The organism is Streptomyces flavusporus, assembly GCF_046267975.1.
GTDB classification, from domain to species: Bacteria; Actinomycetota; Actinomycetes; order Streptomycetales; family Streptomycetaceae; genus Streptomyces; species Streptomyces flavusporus.
Map to the genome: position 1 here is coordinate 1,735,461 of NZ_CP176503.1, position 18,931 is coordinate 1,754,391.

An 18,931-nucleotide genomic window follows, 5' to 3' on the forward strand; every position below is an offset into this window, starting at 1 on the left:
ACACCCGATTAGAGCGTGTGTTCGATTTTTCACGCAAGCCGGCGTAGGCTCGAACGCGTGAGTGAAGATCTGCCGTCCCGCCTGGAGCTGCTGCACTTCGCCCGGCGCGTATTCGTGCAACAGGCGACGGCAGGCCTGGCACAGATCGACCGGTGGATCGCGGACGAAGAGCGCCGAGAGGCGGAGCGGCGCGAAGCTGAGGCACAGAAACCGACCCCGCCAGAGTGGCTGCTCCAGTACGGCCTGAACCGGCGGAACGCGGATGCCGTGCACACAGGGGACTGCTGGGCGGCCGCGCAGAGCGGGCGGTGCCGCCCGGTCGGGCGCGCCGAAGCGCTCGACGCGCTGCGGCATCAGGTGCCGACGTGCCAGTACTGCCGTCCGGATACGGCGCTGGGCGTTCTGGAGTAGGCGCTGTCCGGCTTCCCGATTTCGGACCGTGCGCCCGCTGCCAGAGACTGACGTGCCGATACGGGCGCAACGCTCAGGTCACTGCCCCGCCTGCCAGGCGAAAGAGCAGATCACGCGTCCGGGCTACGACGTGGCGCAGCCGTCCGCCTGATCCCCGTGGCGGGCGGCCCGTGCCCGACGGTGCGCATTCGAAAGAGCACGCGCCGCCTATGCGCCGCTCTAACATGATCCTCCGCACGCCAACCCAGCGACAAGGAGGATGAGTTGAGCGCTGCCAGCTCCAACCAATCATCGAGTGTCCCGCCCCAGAACGCAGGTGCGCACGCGCCAGCTGCCCAGCCTCCCGCGGGATCAGGGGGCGGCACGAGTGGGAGCTCGGGAGGGGGCGGTAGCCCCTCTACTACACCATCTCATTGGGAACAGAGGTACCAACGAGTCAATACCATTGCCACGATCGCCGCCGCCCTTTTCGCCATCGCCTCTTTGGTCATCTCTGGATTGACGTATCGGTCTCAACTGAACGCGAATGAGACGCAGGACAAGGCGGCACGGGTCAGTGAGCGCGAGGTCATCCTTTCCACCGTCAGCAAGGTGGTCTGGTATTTTCGGTGGAAGACCGAAGACAAACCCGAGTTCGTAGCGATTGAAAATCGCGGCCTCAGCCCCATCTATGACGTTGCACTCCAGGGCATTGAAGATGACGTCATTAAGCAGTCCTACTTGCCTGGCGATATTCCTCCGTGTAGCCGTATCACGGTACAGATCGACGGCGCCAAGAATAGTGAGAAAGTGCGCACAGATCTTGACTTCAGCCTTGCATTCTCGGATTTCAGGGGAAATAACTGGTGGCTGAATCCCGACCGGTCAATCACCAGGGTCGCCGAGTTCGGCAGGGTCACCGACGAGGAGGAAAAGAGGATCGTGAAGGTGCCTGACCTTATTGACCAGAAGTATGAAACGTCGGATCTCGACGCCTGCGGATAGGCCTGCCGGGCTCACAGAATGTACCGGTAGGTGAGCCCCTGTCCCATTGGTGTCGCAGGGGCTTGTGTGTAAACGCCCAGAGATCGAGGTCGGCAGCGGCAACCGCCCGCACTCAAGCGGGCGCCTGCACAAGGAAGTAGCCGCAGCCTGCGCGCCTGGACACGTCCACCGTAACCGCGCCCCGGGCGCGCAGGCATGCGAATAAGCCCCCGCTGCGCGAAGCGGCGGAGGCAGACTGCGCCTATACGGCAGGCTCGTACGTCACGGTTTGGAGCGGGCAGCCGAGTGCCACAGCCCATGGGGCAGTAGCGACCAGGGGCCGGCCGTCATGTCCGGTGCGCGGGGTGGTCACGTGTTCAGTGTGCCTGGCTTGTGTAACTGCCCCTCAGCTCTCTGGCCAGCTTGCTCGACCCTGCTCAGCTGTCGCCAGGATGTTCCCATGTTCGTCGAGCAGGTTCCCGGCGTCGTCCACGTCGAGGACGCTCCCTTCCGGGTCGACGTTCTGGACCAGGCGGTGACCAGCCTTCTGATGGAAGTCGAACGCCAAGAGCATCGCGTCTGCGATCGCCCGCTCTTCGGCTCTCATGCCCGCTGCAAGAAGTTGCTTACGGGCTTCCGGCACCTCCCCCGCCACGAAGCTCAACTTGTAGAACGGGACTTCGGTCAGCGTCGCGAAGTGAGCGAGGACCTTCATGCAGAACGCAAGGAGCCAGGCGGGGCCTCCATTGCGTACGGTCTGAAGGGCGATCGCGAGGACCTCCTCGTATGGCTCACGGGCGGGAAATGGTGAGCCGTCGGGGAAGGTCTGCGGAACCTACGGCCACCACCCGCGCGCCACAGCCTCCATCCGCGCTACGTCACGTTTCCTGCCACGCTGGAATAGAGCCATGAGCCTTTGTCCTCGTTCCTAATCTGGGCGGATGCCCGCAGTTTGGTCGCCCGCGATCGACACGTGGAGGGCAAGCGTCAGTCGCCGAGGACCTCACGACGTGCGGCCACAGCCTTGCGGTTGAGAGCGTTGCTCATCCGCACGGCGGTAAAGGTCAGGAGAAGGAAGCCGACAACGAGCAGCACTTGGGTGGCGACGCTGACGATGCGGACGTCCTGGGTGGCGAGGGCGATGGCGAGCAGGATGAAGGTGCCGGTGGCCCAGGCGAACCAGATGCGGAACTTCTCGACTCTGACGGCCGTCTGCACGTCCCTGTACTCGGACATTGCTTCCCCCCTGCGCTGATGTCGGGCACGCGCATTGTGACGCGCGGTGCGCCGACTGTGGAGGGGGTGTGATGTGGTTGTGACGTTCGCAAGTGCCGCCGTCCACATGGGTGTTGACCTTGCAACCATCAGCGGTCACCCGTGACACTCCAGTCGCATGGTGCGCTGAGCAGAGTGACCCCGATCGGGGTCAGGGCGCCGACCCTCCGGGGGGAGGTACGCGGGCGCCATCGTGCAGGGGCAGGCTCGTTTCCCCCCGTGACGGGTCTGCCCCTGCTCGCAATACGTAGGTTGCCCCCACCGTCGGGGCTGCTCCGTGGTAGGACCACGGCATGGATCCAGCAGTGAGCTCTTCTCTCATCCGCGCTGCGGGGACCGCCGCTGGCGCGGTCATCAATCGGTACCGGCCTGTGGGCGTAGTCCGCACAGGAAACTCGGAGGACCGCGCTCAGGTCTACCGCCGGTTCCTCGATGCCACGACACACCTGGGCCTGAACGCTGCCTGGTTCCACGGCATGAAGCACGACGGTGGGAGGTCGGCCGAGCCGGCCGGGGCACCCAGCCATGGCAGGGCAACCGGGCCCCTCGGTGGGCGGAGTGACAGGGGCCGCTCTTCAGGCTTACGGCAGCCTCGCCGGGGTCAGGGCCCGTGGGCCGACCTACTTGACGTAGCGAGCCCCGCCTGCCTAGGCGGGGCTCGCGGGAGCGCTCACGTCGCGGCTGAGCCGCCAAAGTCGGCGCCACTGCGGCCCGGTGACGTCTGGGAGTTCACGCCGTTGGCCTGCTTCCGCTCCTCGTGCCGCTCCTTGAGGCGCTCAAGCTTGGCGGGGCGCTGAAAGACCTCGTCCAGCAGTGCGTCCATGAACTCCAGGATGGCTTCAGCGTCGTCCTGCAATATGGGCTCATCGCCGATGTCGCCGTGGGCGATGCTGTTGCCGTCCCTGCGGATCTGATGGCTCGCCTCCGCAGTGAGGGGGCTGATGATCCCGTCATCACGCAGGGCGTCGATCTTGCCGATGATGCCGTTGACGGTGATGCCCTTGGCCTTGGCCTTGGCCTTGGCCGATGCTTCCACGACGGCCCGTGCCAGGGCGACCGCTCCGCGAGCGGCTCCGATGCTGAGGCACGCGTGAGCCTCGCTGGCCGTCTGGGCGATCTCCGGCGGCACGTCAGGGAAGCCCGGTCGGCGCGCTCTCACCGGCTCCCACTCCAGCTCTGCCATGGCCAGCAGCTGCTTGGGCGTCCCGGAAGCGTGCCTGGGAATGGCGGCCCACCCGATTGACAGACGCTGGCAGTTCTCGTTGGCGCACCGGAAGGCGGCCATGTACACGGGCCTCTGCGCCTGGCGGATCTCGGCGAGGTCCCGGCGGATCGTGTCCTTGCCGACGCCTAGTAGGGCTTTGTTAGGTACCCCGATTGATCATCGTCAGGTAGATTGTGATGTTCTGTCAGGTGTGACACCTGAGGAGATGGAGACGGTCCGCCCGCGCCTGGAGGCGTTCGCGGCGGAGATGCTCGGTTCGCTGGCGCGTCGGGACCAGCGGGCCAAGGGCGAGCTGTATCTGCGCGGGCTGATGCTGGACGGCAAGCGCAAGTCCATGCAGCCGATGGCCGAGCGCCTGGGCGTGGACCACCAGCAGCTGCAGCAGTTCGTCTCATCGTCCACCTGGGACTACTCCAAGGTCCGTGAGCGGCTGGCCCGTTGGGCTGCCGCGCACATTTCTCCCGAGGCGTACGCGATCGATGATGTCGGCTTCCCCAAGGACGGCTACGACTCACCGGGGGTGGCGCGGATGTACTGCGGCGCCCTGGGTAAGCGCGGCAACTGCCAGGTCGGCGTCAGTGTGAACCTGGTCAGTGACCGTGCGTCATCGGCTGTCGACTGGCGCCTGTTCCTGCCCGAGAGCTGGGACGACACCAAGTACGGCGAGGACGCGCTGATGGCCGAGGCGATCCGGCGCCGCCGCGCCAAGGCGGGAATCCCGGACACCGAGCGGCACCGGGAGAAGTGGCGCCTGGCGCTGGACATGCTCGACGAGGTGCGCGACAACTGGGAGTTGCCCGACCTTCCGGTCGCCGCCGACGCCGGATACGGCGACGCCACCGGCTTTCGCGAGGGCCTGACCGAGCGCGGCCTGACCTACGCGGTCGCGGTCAAAGCCACCACGACCGCGCACCCCGGCAATGCCACACCCCAACGCCCGCCGTACTCCGGGCAGGGCCGCCCTCCCGTGTCCGCCTACCCCCAACCGCACACCACCCTGCGCGCCCTGGCCCTGGCCGTCGGCCGAGCGGCCACCCGCACCGTCACCTGGCGCCAGGGCAGCAAGGCCACCAGACGCAACCCGAACGCCGAGATGCGCTCGCAGTTCCTGGCCCTGCGGGTCCGACCGGCCAACCGCACCATCCGCCGCGCCGCCGACGGCTCCCTGCCCGACTGCTGGCTGCTCGTCGAGTGGCCACCCGACTCCGCCGAGCCAACCGACTACTGGCTCTCGACGCTTCCCGCCGACACCCCACTGCGCGAACTGGTACGAATCGCCAAGATCCGATGGCGAGTTGAGCACGACTACCGCGAGCTCAAGGACGGTCTGGGCCTGGACCACTTCGAGGGCCGCAACTACCTCGGCTGGCACCGCCACGTCACCCTCGCGTCCCTCGCCCAGGCCTTCTGCACCATGCTCAGGCTCGACCCAAAAGCCCCTGCGCCGGCCTGACCCTCTACGCGGTCCTCCGCGAACTCCAGGCCCTCCTGGCCACCTGGACCGGCGCCTGCTCGATATGCGGCCAACCCGCACCAGCACCCGAACCCCACCACAGGACCTAACAAAGCCCTACTAGGCGAGCAGCGATGTTCCTGGCGCTGATACCCGGTTCCTGGCGCATGAGCTCTTCGACCATGGCGCGGCGCGCGGGGATCGTGAGCGGCGCGGGCATTCTCACTGGCTCGCTCCCTGCGGTTCGGCGGCGCGCGCCGTCGCGCGCGCCGAGCGGTCGTTGGGGCAGAAGTCGCCGGCGTCGTCGCAGCGCGCTGCCGTCGGCGGTGTAGCCGAAGCAGCGCGGTCCGGCGTGGCCCCGGCGGCGGCGATCGCCCGCACGGTGGCCCGCAGTTGGGCGGGCTGATCGCTCAGGAACGGGATCACCGGCGCCATCAGTACACCGCAGCCGATCCCGTGCTCTCCCAGGGTCCGTACGACGTCCAGGCGGCGTTCCAGCGCCGGGGTGCCCGGCTCGACGGTGTGCCACAGCTCGGTGTCGGTGAAACCGACCGAGACAGAGATGCCGACGTCCGTCACCCGGGCGGCCTGCGTCAGCAGGTCCAGGTCATGCAGGATCAGGGTGCCCTTCGTCAGGATCGAGAACGGGTTCGCGTGGTCGCGCAGGGCGGCGAGGATGCCCGACATCAGGCGGTAGCGGCCCTCGGCGCGCTGGTAGCAGTCGACGTTGGTGCCCATCGCGATGTGCTCGCCCCGCCAAAGCGCCGGATCACCCGTCAGGTCCACGAGCTGGCCCAGGAGTACGGCATCGGGCCGACCCGCGCGGGTATGCCGCGCCGGATCCGGGAACCCGAGCCGACGCCTGCGGACCTGCCCGGGCCGACCCAACTCTCGCTGATCTGAGAGCGTTCGAGCGCAACCATCGACCCAATCGGGTCAAGTATGATCAGAATATGTTCTTCCGGGCGTTCCGTTCGGGACGATGCGGCGAGGGCCGTGGGATGCGCGGCCCCGCAACCCTCCGTCCCGGGAGGACCCGATGAACAAACGCGCAGCCGTGCTGTGCGGCGCCGCGCTCGTCGTGGCCGGCACCCTCACGGCAGTCCCCGCCGAGGCGAGCGCCCCGCGCGCCGCTCCCTCGGGGCCGGCGTGGAAAAAGTGCGGCACCACCGACTACCCGACGCTCCAGTGCGCGTCGCTGAAGGTGCCGCTCGACCACGCGAACCCGCACGGGCAGAAGATCACGCTGGCGCTGTCCCGCGTCCCGCACACCGCGAAGAGGTACCAGGGCCCGCTGTTGGTCAACCCGGGCGGTCCCGGCGGCAGCGGCCTGACCCTCGCCGGATTCGTCGCGTCCGCCCTGCCGAAGTCGGTTGCGGCGCAGTACGACGTCATCGGCTTCGACCCGCGCGGGGTGGGCGCGAGCAAACCGGCGCTGAACTGCGGGCCCGGCCACTTCGACCCGGCGCGCCCCGACCCGAGGCCCGCCACGCCCGCCGCCGAGACGGCCAACCTCGCGCGCGCGAAGTCCTTCGCCGCCGCCTGCGGAAAGAAGTACGCGCGCGTGCTGCCGTACCTCGCCACGGTCAGCGCCGCCGAGGACATGGACTGGATCCGGCGCGCGCTGGGTGCGGAGCGGATCAACTACTTCGGCTACTCGTACGGCACGTACCTGGGCGCGGTCTACGCCAGGCGGCACCCGGAGCGGGTCCGTCGTGCGGTCCTGGACTCCGTCGTCGATCCCACCGGCGTCTGGTACGACAACAACCTGGCGCAGGACCACGCCTTCGACGACCGCCACCGGGCCTTCATGAAGTGGGTCGCCAAGCACAACGCCACCTACCGGCTGGGCACCGACCCGGCCCGGGTCGAGGCCAGGTGGTACGCGATGCGCGCGGCGCTGGCCAGGAAACCCGCGCGTGGCACGGTCGGCGCCGCCGAACTGGAGGACACCTTCCTGCCCGGCGGCTACTACAACGGCTACTGGCCCCACCTCGCCGAGGCGTTCGCGGCGTACGTCAACGACAAGGATCCGGACCCGCTGGTCGATGCGTACGAGGACTTCGGGGCCGTGGATGCCTCCGACGAGAACGGCTACAGCATCTACACCGCGGTGCAGTGCCGGGACGCCGCATGGCCGCGTGACTGGCGCCAGTGGAGCAAGGACAACTGGGCGGTGTACGAGAAGGCGCCGTTCCTGACCTGGAACAACGCCTGGTACAACGCGCCGTGCGCGTTCTGGCCGACGGACTCGCTCCGGCCGGTGAACATCGCCAACGGCCACCTGCCGCCGGTCCTGCTGTTCCAGGCGACGCACGACGCGGCCACCCCGTACCAGGGTGCCGCGACGGTCCACCGGCTGCTGCACCGCTCCAGCCTGGTCGTCGAGGCGGGCGGCGGGAACCACGGCATCACGCTGAGCGGGAACACCTGCCTGGACAAGCACCTGGCGGCCTATCTGACCGACGGCACGGTGCCGCGCGGGAGCGGCGGGGTCGACGCGGTGTGCAGGGCACTGCCCGACCCGAAGCCGCTGACCACCAGGGCGTCCGGCGCGACCCGGGGTTCGACGCTGCACAGGCTGCTGGGCTTCCGGGGCTGAGTGATCCGGCCCGTCGGGGGCGTTGTCAGACCCATGGTCCACCATGGACGCATGAGTGAGCCGACCAGGATTGCCGTGGGAGATCGAGGCGTTCGCGGTGGTGGGCGCGTGAGCGGCCTGCGGATCCGGGAACTGACCGTCGCCGACTGCGACCGCGTGGCCGAGATCCGCATCGGCGGCTGGCAGAGCGCGTACCGGGGCCTCATACCGCAGGAGTATCTCGACGCGCTCGACGTGGCGGAGGACGCCGAGCGCCACCGCACCCGCCTCGCCCAGGGCGACGGCAGCGTGGTGAACCTGGTCGCCGAGCTGAACGGCGACGTGCTCGGCTGGGCCTGCCACGGCCCGTACCGCGACGGCCAAGTCCGCACGGCCGACGCCGAGTTGTACGCGATATACGTGCATCCCGAGCGGTACGGCGCCGGCATCGGGCAGGCCCTGCTGGCCGAGTCGGTACAGCAGTGCACGGCCGCCGGACACGCCCGCATGCTCCTCTGGGTGCTCAAGGAGAACGCCTTCGCGCGGCGCTTCTACGAGCGGGCGGGATTCCGTGCGGACGGGGCCGAGGAGCCGTTCGAGGTGGCCGGGACCGAGGTGCCGGAGGTGCGGTACGTGCGGGTGCTGACCCGCGTCGAGTGACCCGGCGGGCATCACCTCTGCCGTGGCCGGGGCATGCGGGCCAGCGCGGCCACGGCGGCCTCGGCGAGCGCCGGGTGCGCGAGGGCTTCGTTCAGTACGGGTCGGGCCCGGGCGTCGCCGAGCACCCCCAGCCCCTCCACGCAGGCCAGGGCCACGCGGCGGTAAGGGTCGTGGGGGCGCAGCCGTCGTTCCAGCGTGGTGATCAGGGTGGGCACCGACTCCGGGGCGCGCAGTTCGACGAGGAGTCGGATCGGGTGCAGGGCGTAGGCGACGCGCAGTTCGTTGGTGGCGAGCGCGGCGGCGGCGCGGGCGGTGCGCGGATCGCCGAGGCGGGCGAGGGCATGGGCGGCGGAGGCGCAACGCGGTGGGTCGCGGTGGTTGAGGAGCAGGACGAGGGACTCGAAGGCCCGCCGGTCGCCCGCCAGCCCCAGCCGGAAGGCGGCCAGCTCCCTGGCCCACAGCGGCCGCTCCGCCGCGGTGAGCACACTCGCCAGCTCCTCGTGGTCCTCGGTCGCCACCAGATGCTCGTACGCCGTGGTGGCGCCCGACTCCCGCCGTAAGCGCTCCGTGAGCGATCGCAACTCTTCGTCCATGACGCCGAGGGTACAAACGATCTCGGTTCGGGGGACCCACATCACAACGACAGAGGACTGGCGCGCTCGTTACCCGCGGGTTAAGCTCAGACGAGCGGGTTACCCACCCGCCCCTCCTCGCGACGGTTTGGTGACGCAGCCGTCGGGAGAGCAGTCGGTTCGGTACATCACGTACCTGAGTACGACTCGGCCACGGGACAGGGCCGGTCGGCATCACCGTTCCTCGGACGTGTGCACGTCCTCCCCCACTCTCGGCTCCGCTCGAGCGGGGGGACCCCCATGCCGGCACCGGGCGTGTGCGCTTGCAGCCCGGCACCACCCGCACTCCTCACGCACCCGGTGCGCCCCTCGGCGCACCCGGTCGCGTTCCCAGACGTCACCCTCATTTCCAGGAGTCCCGCGATGGCCACTCCCCTGTCCGACACCCCTCTGTCCCCGCTCAAGACCGTTGCCGTCGTCGGCCTCGGCACCATGGGCACCGGTATCGCCGAGGTCCTGGCCAAGGCCGGTCGCGAGGTCGTCGGTATCGACGTCAGCGAGGCTCAGGCCGCCCGGTGCGTCGCCGCCCTGGAGGCCTTCACGGCCCGCGCCGTGGAGCGGGGCCGGCTGACCGAGCAGGAGCGCGCGGACGCCCTCGCCCGGGTCCGTACCGCCACCGATCTCCGCGCGGCGGCCGACGCCGACCTGGTCATCGAGGTGGCGCCGGAGTCGTACGAGATCAAGCAGCAGATCTTCCGCGAACTGGACGGGATCGTCCGCCCGGAGACGATCCTCGCGACCGGCACCAACGCCTTGTCCGTCACGCGCCTGGCCGCCGACTCGGCGCGTCCCGAGCGTGTGCTCGGGCTGCACTTCTTCAACCCGGCGCCGGCGATGAAGCTGGTCGAGGTCGTCTCCTCGGTGCTGACCGCGCCCGCTGCCGTCAGCGCCGTCACCAGCCTTGCCCTCGACCTCGGCAAGGAGCCCGTCGCGGTCGGTGACCGGCCCGGATTCGTCGCCGACGGGCTGCTGTTCGGCTACCTCAACCAGGCGGCCGCGATGTACGAGGCGAAGTACGCCTCCCGGGAGGACATCGACGCGGCGATGCGACTCGGCTGCGGGCTGCCCATGGGCCCGCTGGCTCTGCTCGACCTCATCGGCATCGACACCGCGCGCACCGTCCTGGACGCCATGTACGCGCAGTCCCGCGACCGGCTGCACGCCCCCGCGCCGATCCTGAAGCAGCTCAGCGAGGCGGGCCTGACGGGCCGTAAGTCGGGCCGCGGCTTCTACACCTACGACGCTCCGGGCAGCGCCACCGTCGTGCCCGACGCACTGACGCCGCGGTCCGGCGACTCCCGGACGCCGGGCCGTACGGTCCGCTCGGTCGGCGTCGCGGGCTCCGGCACCATGGCGTCCGGCATCGCCGAGGTCTTCGCCAAGGCGGGCTACGACGTGGTCCTCGCCGCCCGCAGCGCGGAGAAGGCCGAGGCCGCCAAGGCCCGGATCGGCAAGTCGCTCGCGCGCTCCGTCGACAAGGGCAGGCTGACGGCGGAGGCGGCGGCGCAGACGCTGGACCGGATCACGCCGGCGGGCTCGTACGACGCCTTCGGCGACGTCGACCTGGCGGTCGAGGCCGTCGCCGAGGACCTGGAGGTCAAGCGGCAGCTGTTCGCGACGCTGGACAAGGTCTGCAAGCCGGGCGCGGTCCTGGCGACCACCACCTCGTCGCTGCCGGTCGTCACCTGCGCCCGTGCCACCTCGCGTCCGCAGGACGTGATCGGCATGCACTTCTTCAACCCGGCGCCGGCGATGAAGCTGGTCGAGGTCGTGCGGACGGTGCTGACGGCGGACGACGTCCACGCGACGGTTCACGAGGTCTGCTCCGCCATCAGGAAGCACGCCGTCGACTGCGGTGACCGGGCCGGATTCATCGTCAACGCGCTGCTCTTCCCGTACCTGAACAACGCGATCAAGATGGTGCAGGACCACTACGCGTCGCTCGACGACATCGACGCGGCGATGAAGCTGGGCGGCGGCTACCCGATGGGCCCCTTCGAGCTGCTGGACGTCGTCGGCCTGGATGTCTCGCTGGCCATCGAAAAAGTCCTGCACCGCGAGTTCCGCGACCCGGGCCTCGCCCCGGCGCCGCTCCTGGAGCACCTGGTGGCCGCGGGCTGCCTCGGCCGCAAGACGGGCCGCGGCTTCCGCGAATATGCCCGCCGCTGAGCGTCCCGGCGACTGGTTTCGCGCGGGCGCGGAGTGGGGCGGACTGCTCGACCCGGCCGGTTTCCCCCGCCCTTCCAGGGCGGGGGAAACCCCGGACCTGCGCATCGAGCTGCGCACATGCAGTACGTTCGGGGCATGTCCCAGCCCGCCAAGTCCTCACGTACACCAGCCGCGCCCGACGCACCGGAGAGTGCCGCAGGCAGTCGCGCCGCCGCCCAACGGCTGAAAATGCGCCGGGAGCTGGCGGCCGCGGCGATGGAGCTGTTCGCGACCAAGGGGTACGAGGCGACCACCGTCGACGAGATCGCGGCCGCGGCCGGGGTCGCCCGCCGCACCTTCTTCCGCCACTTCCGCTCGAAGGAAGAGGCGATCTTCCCCGACCACGACGACACCCTGATCCGGGCCGAGGCGGTGCTCAACGCGGCACCCGCGCACGAGCACCCGCTCGACACGGTGTGCCGCGGGATCAAGGAAGTCATGAAGATGTACGCGGGACGGCCGGAGATCTCGGTCGCCCGCTACAAGCTCACGCGCGAGGTGCCCACCCTGCGCGAGGCGGAGATCGCGTCGGTGGCCCGCTACGAGCGCCTCTTCACCCGCTATCTGCTCGGCCACTTCGACGAGCACGCGCACGACGACGACGCCAACGACGACCCTCTGCTGGCCGAGGTCGCCGCCTCCGCCGTGGTCACCGCCCACAACCACGTGCTGCGGCGCTGGCTGCGGGCCGGCGGCCAGGGGGACGTGGAGGCACAGCTCGACCATGCCTTCGCGATCGTGCGGAAGACGTTCGGGGCGGGCATCGGAATCGGACGCTCCGCGGCGCCGAAGCCGCCCCCCGCCTCGGTCTCGGCGCAGGGCGAGGTGCTGGTGACGGTGGCCCGCACCGACGCTCCGCTGGACGAGGTCATGCGGACCATCGAGGAGGCCCTCCGGGACCGCTGAGCGCCCGCAGCGCAGTGACAACGGCCACCCCACCGGGGTGGCCGTTTTGGCATGCCGGAGCCCTCTTTCGCCCGTTTCCCAGCCCCCACACGATCGATCATCGCTCATTTGTTACGTAAAGATTTCGTCTGAGCGAAACTTCTGGCACCCAGTGCCTTGCCAGGTGACACGGCGTGCCATACGTTGATGTTGTCCGGGCGGCCGGCGTGCAGCGACCTTTCGTACGCCGGCTGTCCCCGCAAGCCGACGGCCTGCGCGCCCGGACGCCTGCGTCACAGGCAACCTCCCGCGCCACAAAGCGCTGCCGAACAGCACCACCCGCCGAACCGACGGCAACCCAACCCTCTCAGCAGCACCGACGTAACCCTCAGCGCCCTTCCCTCGGGGCGCGTATCGCCGGAGGCAACACCGTGACCGTGAAGGACATCCTGGACGCGATCCAGTCGCCGGACTCGACGCCGGCCGACTTCGCCGCTCTGCCCCTCCCCGAGTCGTACCGCGCGATCACCGTGCACAAGGACGAGACGGAGATGTTCGCGGGCCTCAGTACCCGCGACAAGGACCCCCGTAAGTCGATCCACCTGGACGACGTGCCGGTGCCTGAACTCGGCCCGGGCGAGGCCCTGGTGGCCGTCATGGCCTCCTCGGTCAACTACAACTCGGTGTGGACCTCGATCTTCGAGCCACTGCCGACGTTCGGGTTCCTGGAGCGCTACGGCAAGCTCAGCGAGCTCACCAAGCGTCACGACCTGCCGTACCACATCATCGGCTCCGACCTCGCGGGTGTCGTCCTGCGCACCGGCCCCGGCGTCAACGCCTGGCAGCCGGGCGACGAGGTCGTCGCGCACTGTCTGTCGGTCGAGCTGGAGTCCAGCGACGGCCACAACGACACCATGCTCGACCCCGAGCAGCGCATCTGGGGCTTCGAGACCAACTTCGGCGGCCTCGCCGAGATCGCCCTGGTCAAGTCCAACCAGCTGATGCCCAAGCCCCAGCACCTGAGCTGGGAGGAGGCCGCGGCCCCCGGGCTCGTGAACTCCACGGCGTACCGGCAGCTGGTCTCCCGCAACGGCGCCGGCATGAAGCAGGGCGACAACGTCCTCATCTGGGGCGCGAGCGGTGGCCTCGGCTCGTACGCCACGCAGTTCGCCCTCGCGGGCGGCGCCAACCCGGTCTGTGTCGTCTCCTCGCCGCAGAAGGCGGAGATCTGCCGCGCCATGGGTGCCGAGGCGATCATCGACCGCACCGCCGAGGACTACAAGTTCTGGAAGGACGAGCACACCCAGGACCCCAAGGAGTGGAAGCGCTTCGGCAAGCGCATCCGCGAACTCACCGGCGGCGAGGACATCGACATCGTCTTCGAGCACCCCGGCCGCGAGACCTTCGGCGCGAGCGTCTACGTCACCCGCAAGGGCGGCACGATCACCACCTGCGCCTCGACCTCGGGCTACATGCACGAGTACGACAACCGCTACCTGTGGATGTCGCTGAAGCGGATCATCGGCTCGCACTTCGCCAACTACCGCGAGGCCTGGGAGGCCAACCGGCTCATCGCGAAGGGCAAGATCCACCCGACCCTGTCGAAGGTGTACTCCCTGGAGGACACCGGCCAGGCCGCCTACGACGTGCACCGCAACCTCCACCAGGGCAAGGTCGGCGTGCTGTGCATGGCCCCCGAGGAGGGCCTGGGCGTGCGCGACCACGAGAAGCGCGCCAAGCACATCGACGCCATCAACCGCTTCCGGAACATCTGAGAGGCGTCGCATGACTGAGCGTCAGAAGGACCGGCCGTGGCTCATGCGCACCTACGCCGGTCACTCCACGGCCGAGGCGTCCAACGAGCTGTACCGGCGCAATCTCGCCAAGGGGCAGACGGGTCTGTCGGTGGCGTTCGACCTGCCGACGCAGACCGGCTACGACTCCGACCACATCCTCGCCCGCGGCGAGGTGGGCCGGGTCGGCGTGCCGATCGCGCACCTCGGTGACATGCGCCGGCTGTTCCAGGACATTCCCCTGGAGCAGATGAACACCTCGATGACCATCAACGCCACGGCCATGTGGCTGCTGGCGCTCTACCAGGTCGTCGCGGAGGAGCAGGGCGCGGACATCACCAAGCTCCAGGGCACGACCCAGAACGACATCGTCAAGGAGTACCTGTCGCGGGGGACACACGTCTTCCCGCCGGGGCCCTCACTCCGGCTGACGACGGACATGATCGCGTACACGGTCTCCCACATCCCGAAGTGGAACCCGATCAACATCTGCAGCTACCACCTGCAGGAGGCGGGCGCCACACCGGTCCAGGAGATCGCGTACGCGATGTCCACCGCGATCGCGGTTCTCGATGCCGTACGCGACTCGGGGCAGGTTCCCGAGGAGAAGTTCGGGGACGTCGTGGCCCGTATCTCCTTCTTCGTGAACGCGGGCGTCCGCTTCATCGAGGAGATGTGCAAGATGCGGGCGTTCGGGCGGATCTGGGAAAAGGTCACGCGCGAGCGGTACGGCATCGAGAACCCCAAGCAGCGCCGCTTCCGGTACGGCGTCCAGGTCAACTCCCTCGGTCTGACCGAGGCGCAGCCGGAGAACAACGTCCAGCGGATCGTCCTGGAGATGCTGGCCGTGACCCTCTCGAAGGACGCACGCGCGCGTGCCGTCCAGCTCCCGGCCTGGAACGAGGCCCTGGGTCTCCCCCGCCCTTGGGATCAGCAGTGGTCGCTGCGCATCCAGCAGGTCCTCGCCCACGAGAGCGACCTGCTGGAGTACGAGGACATCTTCGAGGGCTCGAAGGTGATCGAGGCGAAGGTCGACGAGCTGGTCGAGGAGTCCCTCGCGGAGATCGACCGTATCCAGGAGATGGGCGGCGCGATGGCCGCCGTCGAGTCCGGCTACCTCAAGTCGCAGCTCGTCGCCTCGCACGCCGAGCGGCGGGCTCGTATCGAGTCCGGTCAGGAGAAGATCGTCGGCGTCAACATCTTCGAGACGACCGAGCCCAATCCCCTGACGGCCGACCTGGACACGGCCATCCAGACGGTCGACCCGGCCGTCGAGGCCCGTGTCATCGAAGGCCTCCAGCGCTGGCGCGACACCCGCTACCAGCCGCCCTTCAACCACCCGCGCCCCTGCAAGGCGCTGGAGCGCCTGAAGGAGGCCGCCAAGGGCACCGCGAACCTCATGGAGGCCACCCTGGAGTGCGCCCGCTCCGGGGTGACGACCGGCGAGTGGGCCGGGGCCCTGCGCGAGGTGTTCGGCGAATTCCGCGCGCCGACCGGTGTCTCGTCGGCACCCGTCGCGGTGACCGCCGAGGAGGGCACCGCGATGGCGCTCGTCCGCCGCCGCGTCGAGGAGACCGCCCGTGACCTCGGCGTCGGCAAGCTGCGCTTCCTGGTCGGCAAGCCGGGCCTGGACGGACACTCCAACGGCGCCGAGCAGATCGCCGTACGCGCGCGTGACGCCGGCTTCGAGGTGGTCTACCAGGGCATCCGGCTCACGCCCGAGCAGATCATCGACGCGGCCCTCGCCGAGGACGTCCACGCGGTGGGCCTGTCGATCCTGTCCGGCTCGCACGCCCAGCTGGTGCCGGATGTACTGGAGCGGCTCCGTGTGGCCGGTGCCACAGATATACCGGTGATCGCCGGTGGCATCATCCCCAACGGTGATGCCGAGCAGCTCAGGGCCGCCGGAGTCGCCGCGGTCTTCACCCCGAAGGACTTCGACATCACCGGGATCATCGGCCGCATCGTCGACGAGATCCGCAAAGCGAACAAGCTCGACCCCCTGGAGGTCCCCGCATGACCACGCCCGTCAACCGTCTGCGTCCGCGACGCTCCTGCCTCGCGGTCCCCGGAAGCAACCCGCGCTTCCTGGAGAAGGCGCAGGGCCTCCCGGCCGACCAGGTCTTCCTCGACCTCGAGGACGCCTGCGCGCCGCTCGCCAAGCCCGAGGCGCGGCACACCATCGTCAAGTTCCTCAACGAGGGCGACTGGACGGGCAAGACGAGGGTCGTGCGCGTCAACGACTGGACGACGGAGTGGACGTACCGCGATGTCGTGACCGTCGTGGAGGGCGCGGGTCCGAACCTCGACTGCATCATGCTGCCGAAGGTCCAGGACGCCCAGCAGATCGTGGCCCTGGACCTCCTCCTCACCCAGATCGAGAAGACCATGGGCTTCGAGGTCGGCCGTATCGGCATCGAGGCGCAGATCGAGAACGCCCAGGGCCTGAACAACGTCAACGAGATCGCGCAGGCCTCCCCGCGCGTCGAGACGATCATCTTCGGCCCGGCCGACTTCATGGCGTCGATCAACATGAAGTCGCTGGTCGTGGGCGAGCAGCCGCCCGGCTACCCGGCGGACGCCTACCACTACATCCTGATGAAGATCCTGATGGCCGCCCGCGCCAACAACCTCCAGGCGATCGACGGCCCCTACCTGCAGATCCGCAACGTCGACGGCTACCGCGAGGTCGCGCAGCGCGCCGCGGCCCTCGGCTTCGACGGCAAGTGGGTGCTGCACCCGGGCCAGGTCGAGGCGTCCAACGAGATTTTCTCGCCCTCCCAGGAGGACTACGACCACGCCGAGCTGATCCTGGACGCGTACGACTACTACACGTCCGAGGCGGGCGGCAAGAAGGGCTCCGCGATGCTCGGCGACGAGATGATCGACGAGGCCAGCCGCAAGATGGCGCTGGTCATCGCGGGCAAGGGACGCGCCGCCGGCATGCAGCGCACCAGCACGTTCGAGATTCCGGAGGCGTAAGGCCATGCAGTTCGGGCGCACCTACGAGGAGTTCGAGGTCGGGGCGACGTACAAGCACTGGCCGGGCAAGACGGTCACCGAGTACGACGACCACCTGTTCTGTCTCCTCACCATGAACCACCACCCGCTCCACATGGACACCAACTATGCGGAGAAGACGACGGACTTCGGCAAGAACGTCGTCGTCGGGAACTACATCTACTCGCTGCTGCTCGGCATGTCCGTCCCGGACATCTCCGGCAAGGCGATCGCCAACCTGGAGATCGAGTCGCTGAAGCACGTGGCGCCGACCTTCCACGGCGACACGATCTACGGCCAGACGACCGTGCTCGACAAGTGGCCGTCGAAGTCGAAGAACGACCGGGGCATCGTCCACGTCGAGACCAAGGGCTACAAGCAGGACGGCACGCTGGTCTGCGTGTTCCGCCGCAAGGTGATGGTCCCCACCGAGACGTACATCAAGGAGCGCGGCGGCGAGCAGCCGGGCCGCCCCGAGCTCAAGGAACAGGGGAAGTAGCAATGGCGCGACTCGCCCAGACCGCCGGTCTGACCGACATCCAGCAGGAGATCCTCTCCACCGTCCGCGACTTCGTGGACAAGGAGATCATCCCGGTCGCGACCGAGCTGGAGCACCGCGACGAGTATCCGCAGCAGATCGTCGACGGCCTCAAGGAGTTGGGCCTGTTCGGCCTGATGATCCCCGAGGAGTACGGGGGTCTGGGCGAGTCGCTCCTGACGTACGCCCTCTGCGTCGAGGAGATCGCCCGCGGCTGGATGTCGGTCTCCGGCATCATCAACACCCACTTCATCGTGGCGTACATGCTCAAGCAGCACGGCACGCAGGAGCAGAAGGACCACTTCCTGCCGAGGATGGCGGCCGGTGACATCCGTGGCGCCTTCTCGATGTCGGAGCCGGGTCTGGGCTCGGATGTGTCGGCGATCACGTCGAAGGCGGTCAGGGACGGCGACGAGTACGTCCTGAACGGTCAGAAGATGTGGCTGACGAACGGCGGTACGTCCTCCCTCGTCGCCGTCCTCGTCCGGAGTGACGAAGGACATCCCGAGGGCACCGCGCCCCACAAGTCGATGACGACCTTCCTGGTGGAGAAGGAGCCCGGCTTCGGTGAGGTCCGTCCCGGCCTCACCATCCCGGGCAAGATCGACAAGATGGGGTACAAGGGCGTCGACACCACCGAGCTGATCATGGACGGCCTGCGCATTCCGGCCGATCGGGTGCTCGGCGGCGCCACCGGCCGAGGTTTTTACCAAATGATGGACGGGGTCGAGGTCGGCCGCGTCAACGTTGCGGCACGCGGCTGCGGCGTCGCTCAGCGCGCCTTCGAGCTGGGTGTCCAGTACGCCCAGCAGCGTCACACTTTCGGCAAGCCGATCGCCCAGCATCAGGCGATCCAGTTCAAGCTCGCCGAGATGGCCACCAAGGTCGAGGCGGCCCATGCCATGATGGTGAACGCGGCACGCAAAAAGGACTCCGGGGAGCGAAACGACCTCGAGGCCGGGATGGCGAAGTACCTCGCCTCCGAGTACTGCAAGGAGGTCGTGGAGGATGCCTTCCGGATCCATGGCGGCTACGGCTTCTCGAAGGAGTACGAGATCGAGCGCCTCTACCGCGAGGCTCCGATGCTGCTGATCGGTGAAGGTACCGCCGAGATCCAGAAAATGATCATCGGCCGCAGGCTGCTCGAAGAGTATCGATTCCAGGGCTGAATGTCCGGAAACGGGGTGTTTTCTTCGAGAAGAAGATCACACCCCGTAGGCACTCCCCGGCCACCGACTCGGCTTCCTGGCTTACCCAGTTACGGCCCTTAGCCGCTACGATCGCGAGAAAGCCGCCGTCCCCCGTTC

At 68.6% G+C, this 18,931-nt stretch carries 16 protein-coding genes and 2 pseudogenes; 13 read left to right on the plus strand and 5 right to left on the minus strand.

Annotated features, from left to right (window positions below):
* Positions 1-57 precede the first annotated feature (57 nt).
* Together ACKTSN_RS08475 and ACKTSN_RS08480 are read left to right on the plus strand one after the other, a co-directional pair.
* Entirely contained in the window at positions 58-411 is a 354-nt protein-coding gene (locus ACKTSN_RS08475) for a DUF6233 domain-containing protein (RefSeq protein ID WP_409468524.1), read from the plus strand.
* 264 nt (positions 412-675) lie between these two features.
* On the plus strand, positions 676-1,395 hold the full coding sequence (locus tag ACKTSN_RS08480) for a hypothetical protein (RefSeq protein WP_409468525.1): 720 nt from the start codon (positions 676-678) through the stop codon (positions 1,393-1,395).
* A gap of 385 nt (positions 1,396-1,780) precedes the next feature.
* Here ACKTSN_RS08480 and ACKTSN_RS08485 read toward each other — a convergent pair whose 3' ends face one another.
* The 3 genes from ACKTSN_RS08485 to ACKTSN_RS08495 form a co-directional block, all read right to left on the minus strand.
* The gene (locus tag ACKTSN_RS08485; RefSeq protein WP_409468526.1) at positions 1,781-2,089 is read right to left on the minus strand and encodes a hypothetical protein; all 309 of its coding nucleotides are present in this window, start codon (positions 2,087-2,089) and stop codon (positions 1,781-1,783) included.
* Between the two features lie 272 nt (positions 2,090-2,361).
* Positions 2,362-2,610 carry a hypothetical protein gene (locus tag ACKTSN_RS08490; RefSeq protein WP_409468527.1) on the minus strand — a complete coding sequence of 83 codons (249 nt, stop codon included), beginning with the start codon at positions 2,608-2,610 and terminating at the stop codon, positions 2,362-2,364.
* A gap of 709 nt (positions 2,611-3,319) precedes the next feature.
* Positions 3,320-3,832 (minus strand): DUF4145 domain-containing protein, encoded by a 513-nt coding sequence (locus tag ACKTSN_RS08495; protein ID WP_409468528.1) that lies wholly within the window; start codon positions 3,830-3,832, stop codon positions 3,320-3,322.
* A gap of 232 nt (positions 3,833-4,064) precedes the next feature.
* Between ACKTSN_RS08495 and ACKTSN_RS08500 the strand changes: the two genes are divergently transcribed.
* On the plus strand, positions 4,065-5,327 hold the full coding sequence (locus tag ACKTSN_RS08500; protein ID WP_409467247.1) for an IS701 family transposase: 1,263 nt from the start codon (positions 4,065-4,067) through the stop codon (positions 5,325-5,327).
* A gap of 351 nt (positions 5,328-5,678) precedes the next feature.
* Here the strand turns inward: ACKTSN_RS08500 and ACKTSN_RS08505 are convergent.
* Positions 5,679-6,086, minus strand: a pseudogene (locus tag ACKTSN_RS08505) (Rv2578c family radical SAM protein); the annotation flags it as partial.
* On the opposite strand from ACKTSN_RS08505, the pseudogene ACKTSN_RS08510 reads away from it, so the two are divergent.
* The 3 genes and pseudogenes from ACKTSN_RS08510 to ACKTSN_RS08520 form a co-directional block, all read left to right on the plus strand.
* Positions 6,087-6,230 (plus strand): annotated as a pseudogene (locus tag ACKTSN_RS08510) (Rv2578c family radical SAM protein); the annotation flags it as partial. It lies immediately after the preceding pseudogene.
* A gap of 136 nt (positions 6,231-6,366) precedes the next feature.
* Positions 6,367-7,929 (plus strand): alpha/beta hydrolase, encoded by a 1,563-nt coding sequence (locus ACKTSN_RS08515; protein ID WP_409468529.1) that lies wholly within the window; start codon positions 6,367-6,369, stop codon positions 7,927-7,929.
* Between the two features lie 108 nt (positions 7,930-8,037).
* Complete coding sequence (locus tag ACKTSN_RS08520) at positions 8,038-8,568, plus strand: GNAT family N-acetyltransferase (RefSeq protein ID WP_409468530.1); 531 nt, start codon at positions 8,038-8,040, stop codon at positions 8,566-8,568.
* A gap of 11 nt (positions 8,569-8,579) precedes the next feature.
* On the opposite strand, the gene ACKTSN_RS08525 is transcribed toward ACKTSN_RS08520, so the two are convergent.
* On the minus strand, positions 8,580-9,161 hold the full coding sequence (locus ACKTSN_RS08525) for an adenylosuccinate lyase (protein ID WP_409468531.1): 582 nt from the start codon (positions 9,159-9,161) through the stop codon (positions 8,580-8,582).
* A 402-nt stretch (positions 9,162-9,563) separates the two neighbouring features.
* On the opposite strand from ACKTSN_RS08525, the gene ACKTSN_RS08530 reads away from it, so the two are divergent.
* From ACKTSN_RS08530 to ACKTSN_RS08560, 7 genes are all read left to right on the plus strand, one after another.
* Positions 9,564-11,369 (plus strand): 3-hydroxyacyl-CoA dehydrogenase family protein, encoded by a 1,806-nt coding sequence (locus tag ACKTSN_RS08530; protein WP_409468532.1) that lies wholly within the window; start codon positions 9,564-9,566, stop codon positions 11,367-11,369.
* Between the two features lie 135 nt (positions 11,370-11,504).
* Positions 11,505-12,314 (plus strand): TetR family transcriptional regulator, encoded by an 810-nt coding sequence (locus ACKTSN_RS08535; protein WP_409468533.1) that lies wholly within the window; start codon positions 11,505-11,507, stop codon positions 12,312-12,314.
* A 416-nt stretch (positions 12,315-12,730) separates the two neighbouring features.
* Entirely contained in the window at positions 12,731-14,068 is a 1,338-nt protein-coding gene (gene ccrA, locus ACKTSN_RS08540; RefSeq protein WP_409474774.1) for a crotonyl-CoA carboxylase/reductase, read from the plus strand.
* 10 nt (positions 14,069-14,078) lie between these two features.
* Complete coding sequence (locus ACKTSN_RS08545; RefSeq protein ID WP_409468534.1) at positions 14,079-16,106, plus strand: protein meaA; 2,028 nt, start codon at positions 14,079-14,081, stop codon at positions 16,104-16,106.
* Entirely contained in the window at positions 16,103-17,068 is a 966-nt protein-coding gene (locus ACKTSN_RS08550; RefSeq protein ID WP_409468535.1) for an HpcH/HpaI aldolase/citrate lyase family protein, read from the plus strand. Before ACKTSN_RS08545 ends, ACKTSN_RS08550 begins: the two co-directional genes overlap by 4 nt.
* 4 nt (positions 17,069-17,072) lie before the next feature.
* Positions 17,073-17,585 carry a MaoC family dehydratase gene (locus tag ACKTSN_RS08555; RefSeq protein WP_224737430.1) on the plus strand — a complete coding sequence of 171 codons (513 nt, stop codon included), beginning with the start codon at positions 17,073-17,075 and terminating at the stop codon, positions 17,583-17,585.
* A 2-nt stretch (positions 17,586-17,587) separates the two neighbouring features.
* Positions 17,588-18,793, plus strand: coding sequence for an acyl-CoA dehydrogenase family protein (locus ACKTSN_RS08560; RefSeq protein WP_409468536.1), 1,206 nt, complete (start codon positions 17,588-17,590; stop codon positions 18,791-18,793).
* Positions 18,794-18,931: the final 138 nt, after the last annotated feature.

Excerpts from the sequence above, each read along its gene's own strand:
- ACKTSN_RS08485 (WP_409468526.1), bottom strand. The coding sequence starts at position 2,089 with ATGAAGGTCCTCGCTCACTTCGCGACGCTGACCGAAGTCCCGTTCTAC.
- ACKTSN_RS08490 (WP_409468527.1), bottom strand. The coding sequence starts at position 2,610 with ATGTCCGAGTACAGGGACGTGCAGACGGCCGTCAGAGTCGAGAAGTTC.
- ACKTSN_RS08495 (WP_409468528.1), bottom strand. The coding sequence starts at position 3,832 with ATGGCAGAGCTGGAGTGGGAGCCGGTGAGAGCGCGCCGACCGGGCTTC.
- ACKTSN_RS08515 (WP_409468529.1), top strand. The coding sequence starts at position 6,367 with ATGAACAAACGCGCAGCCGTGCTGTGCGGCGCCGCGCTCGTCGTGGCC.
- ACKTSN_RS08525 (WP_409468531.1), bottom strand. The coding sequence starts at position 9,161 with ATGGACGAAGAGTTGCGATCGCTCACGGAGCGCTTACGGCGGGAGTCG.
- ACKTSN_RS08530 (WP_409468532.1), top strand. The coding sequence starts at position 9,564 with ATGGCCACTCCCCTGTCCGACACCCCTCTGTCCCCGCTCAAGACCGTT.
- ACKTSN_RS08535 (WP_409468533.1), top strand. The coding sequence starts at position 11,505 with ATGTCCCAGCCCGCCAAGTCCTCACGTACACCAGCCGCGCCCGACGCA.
- ACKTSN_RS08545 (WP_409468534.1), top strand. The coding sequence starts at position 14,079 with ATGACTGAGCGTCAGAAGGACCGGCCGTGGCTCATGCGCACCTACGCC.
- ACKTSN_RS08550 (WP_409468535.1), top strand. The coding sequence starts at position 16,103 with ATGACCACGCCCGTCAACCGTCTGCGTCCGCGACGCTCCTGCCTCGCG.
- ACKTSN_RS08555 (WP_224737430.1), top strand. The coding sequence starts at position 17,073 with ATGCAGTTCGGGCGCACCTACGAGGAGTTCGAGGTCGGGGCGACGTAC.
- ACKTSN_RS08560 (WP_409468536.1), top strand. The coding sequence starts at position 17,588 with ATGGCGCGACTCGCCCAGACCGCCGGTCTGACCGACATCCAGCAGGAG.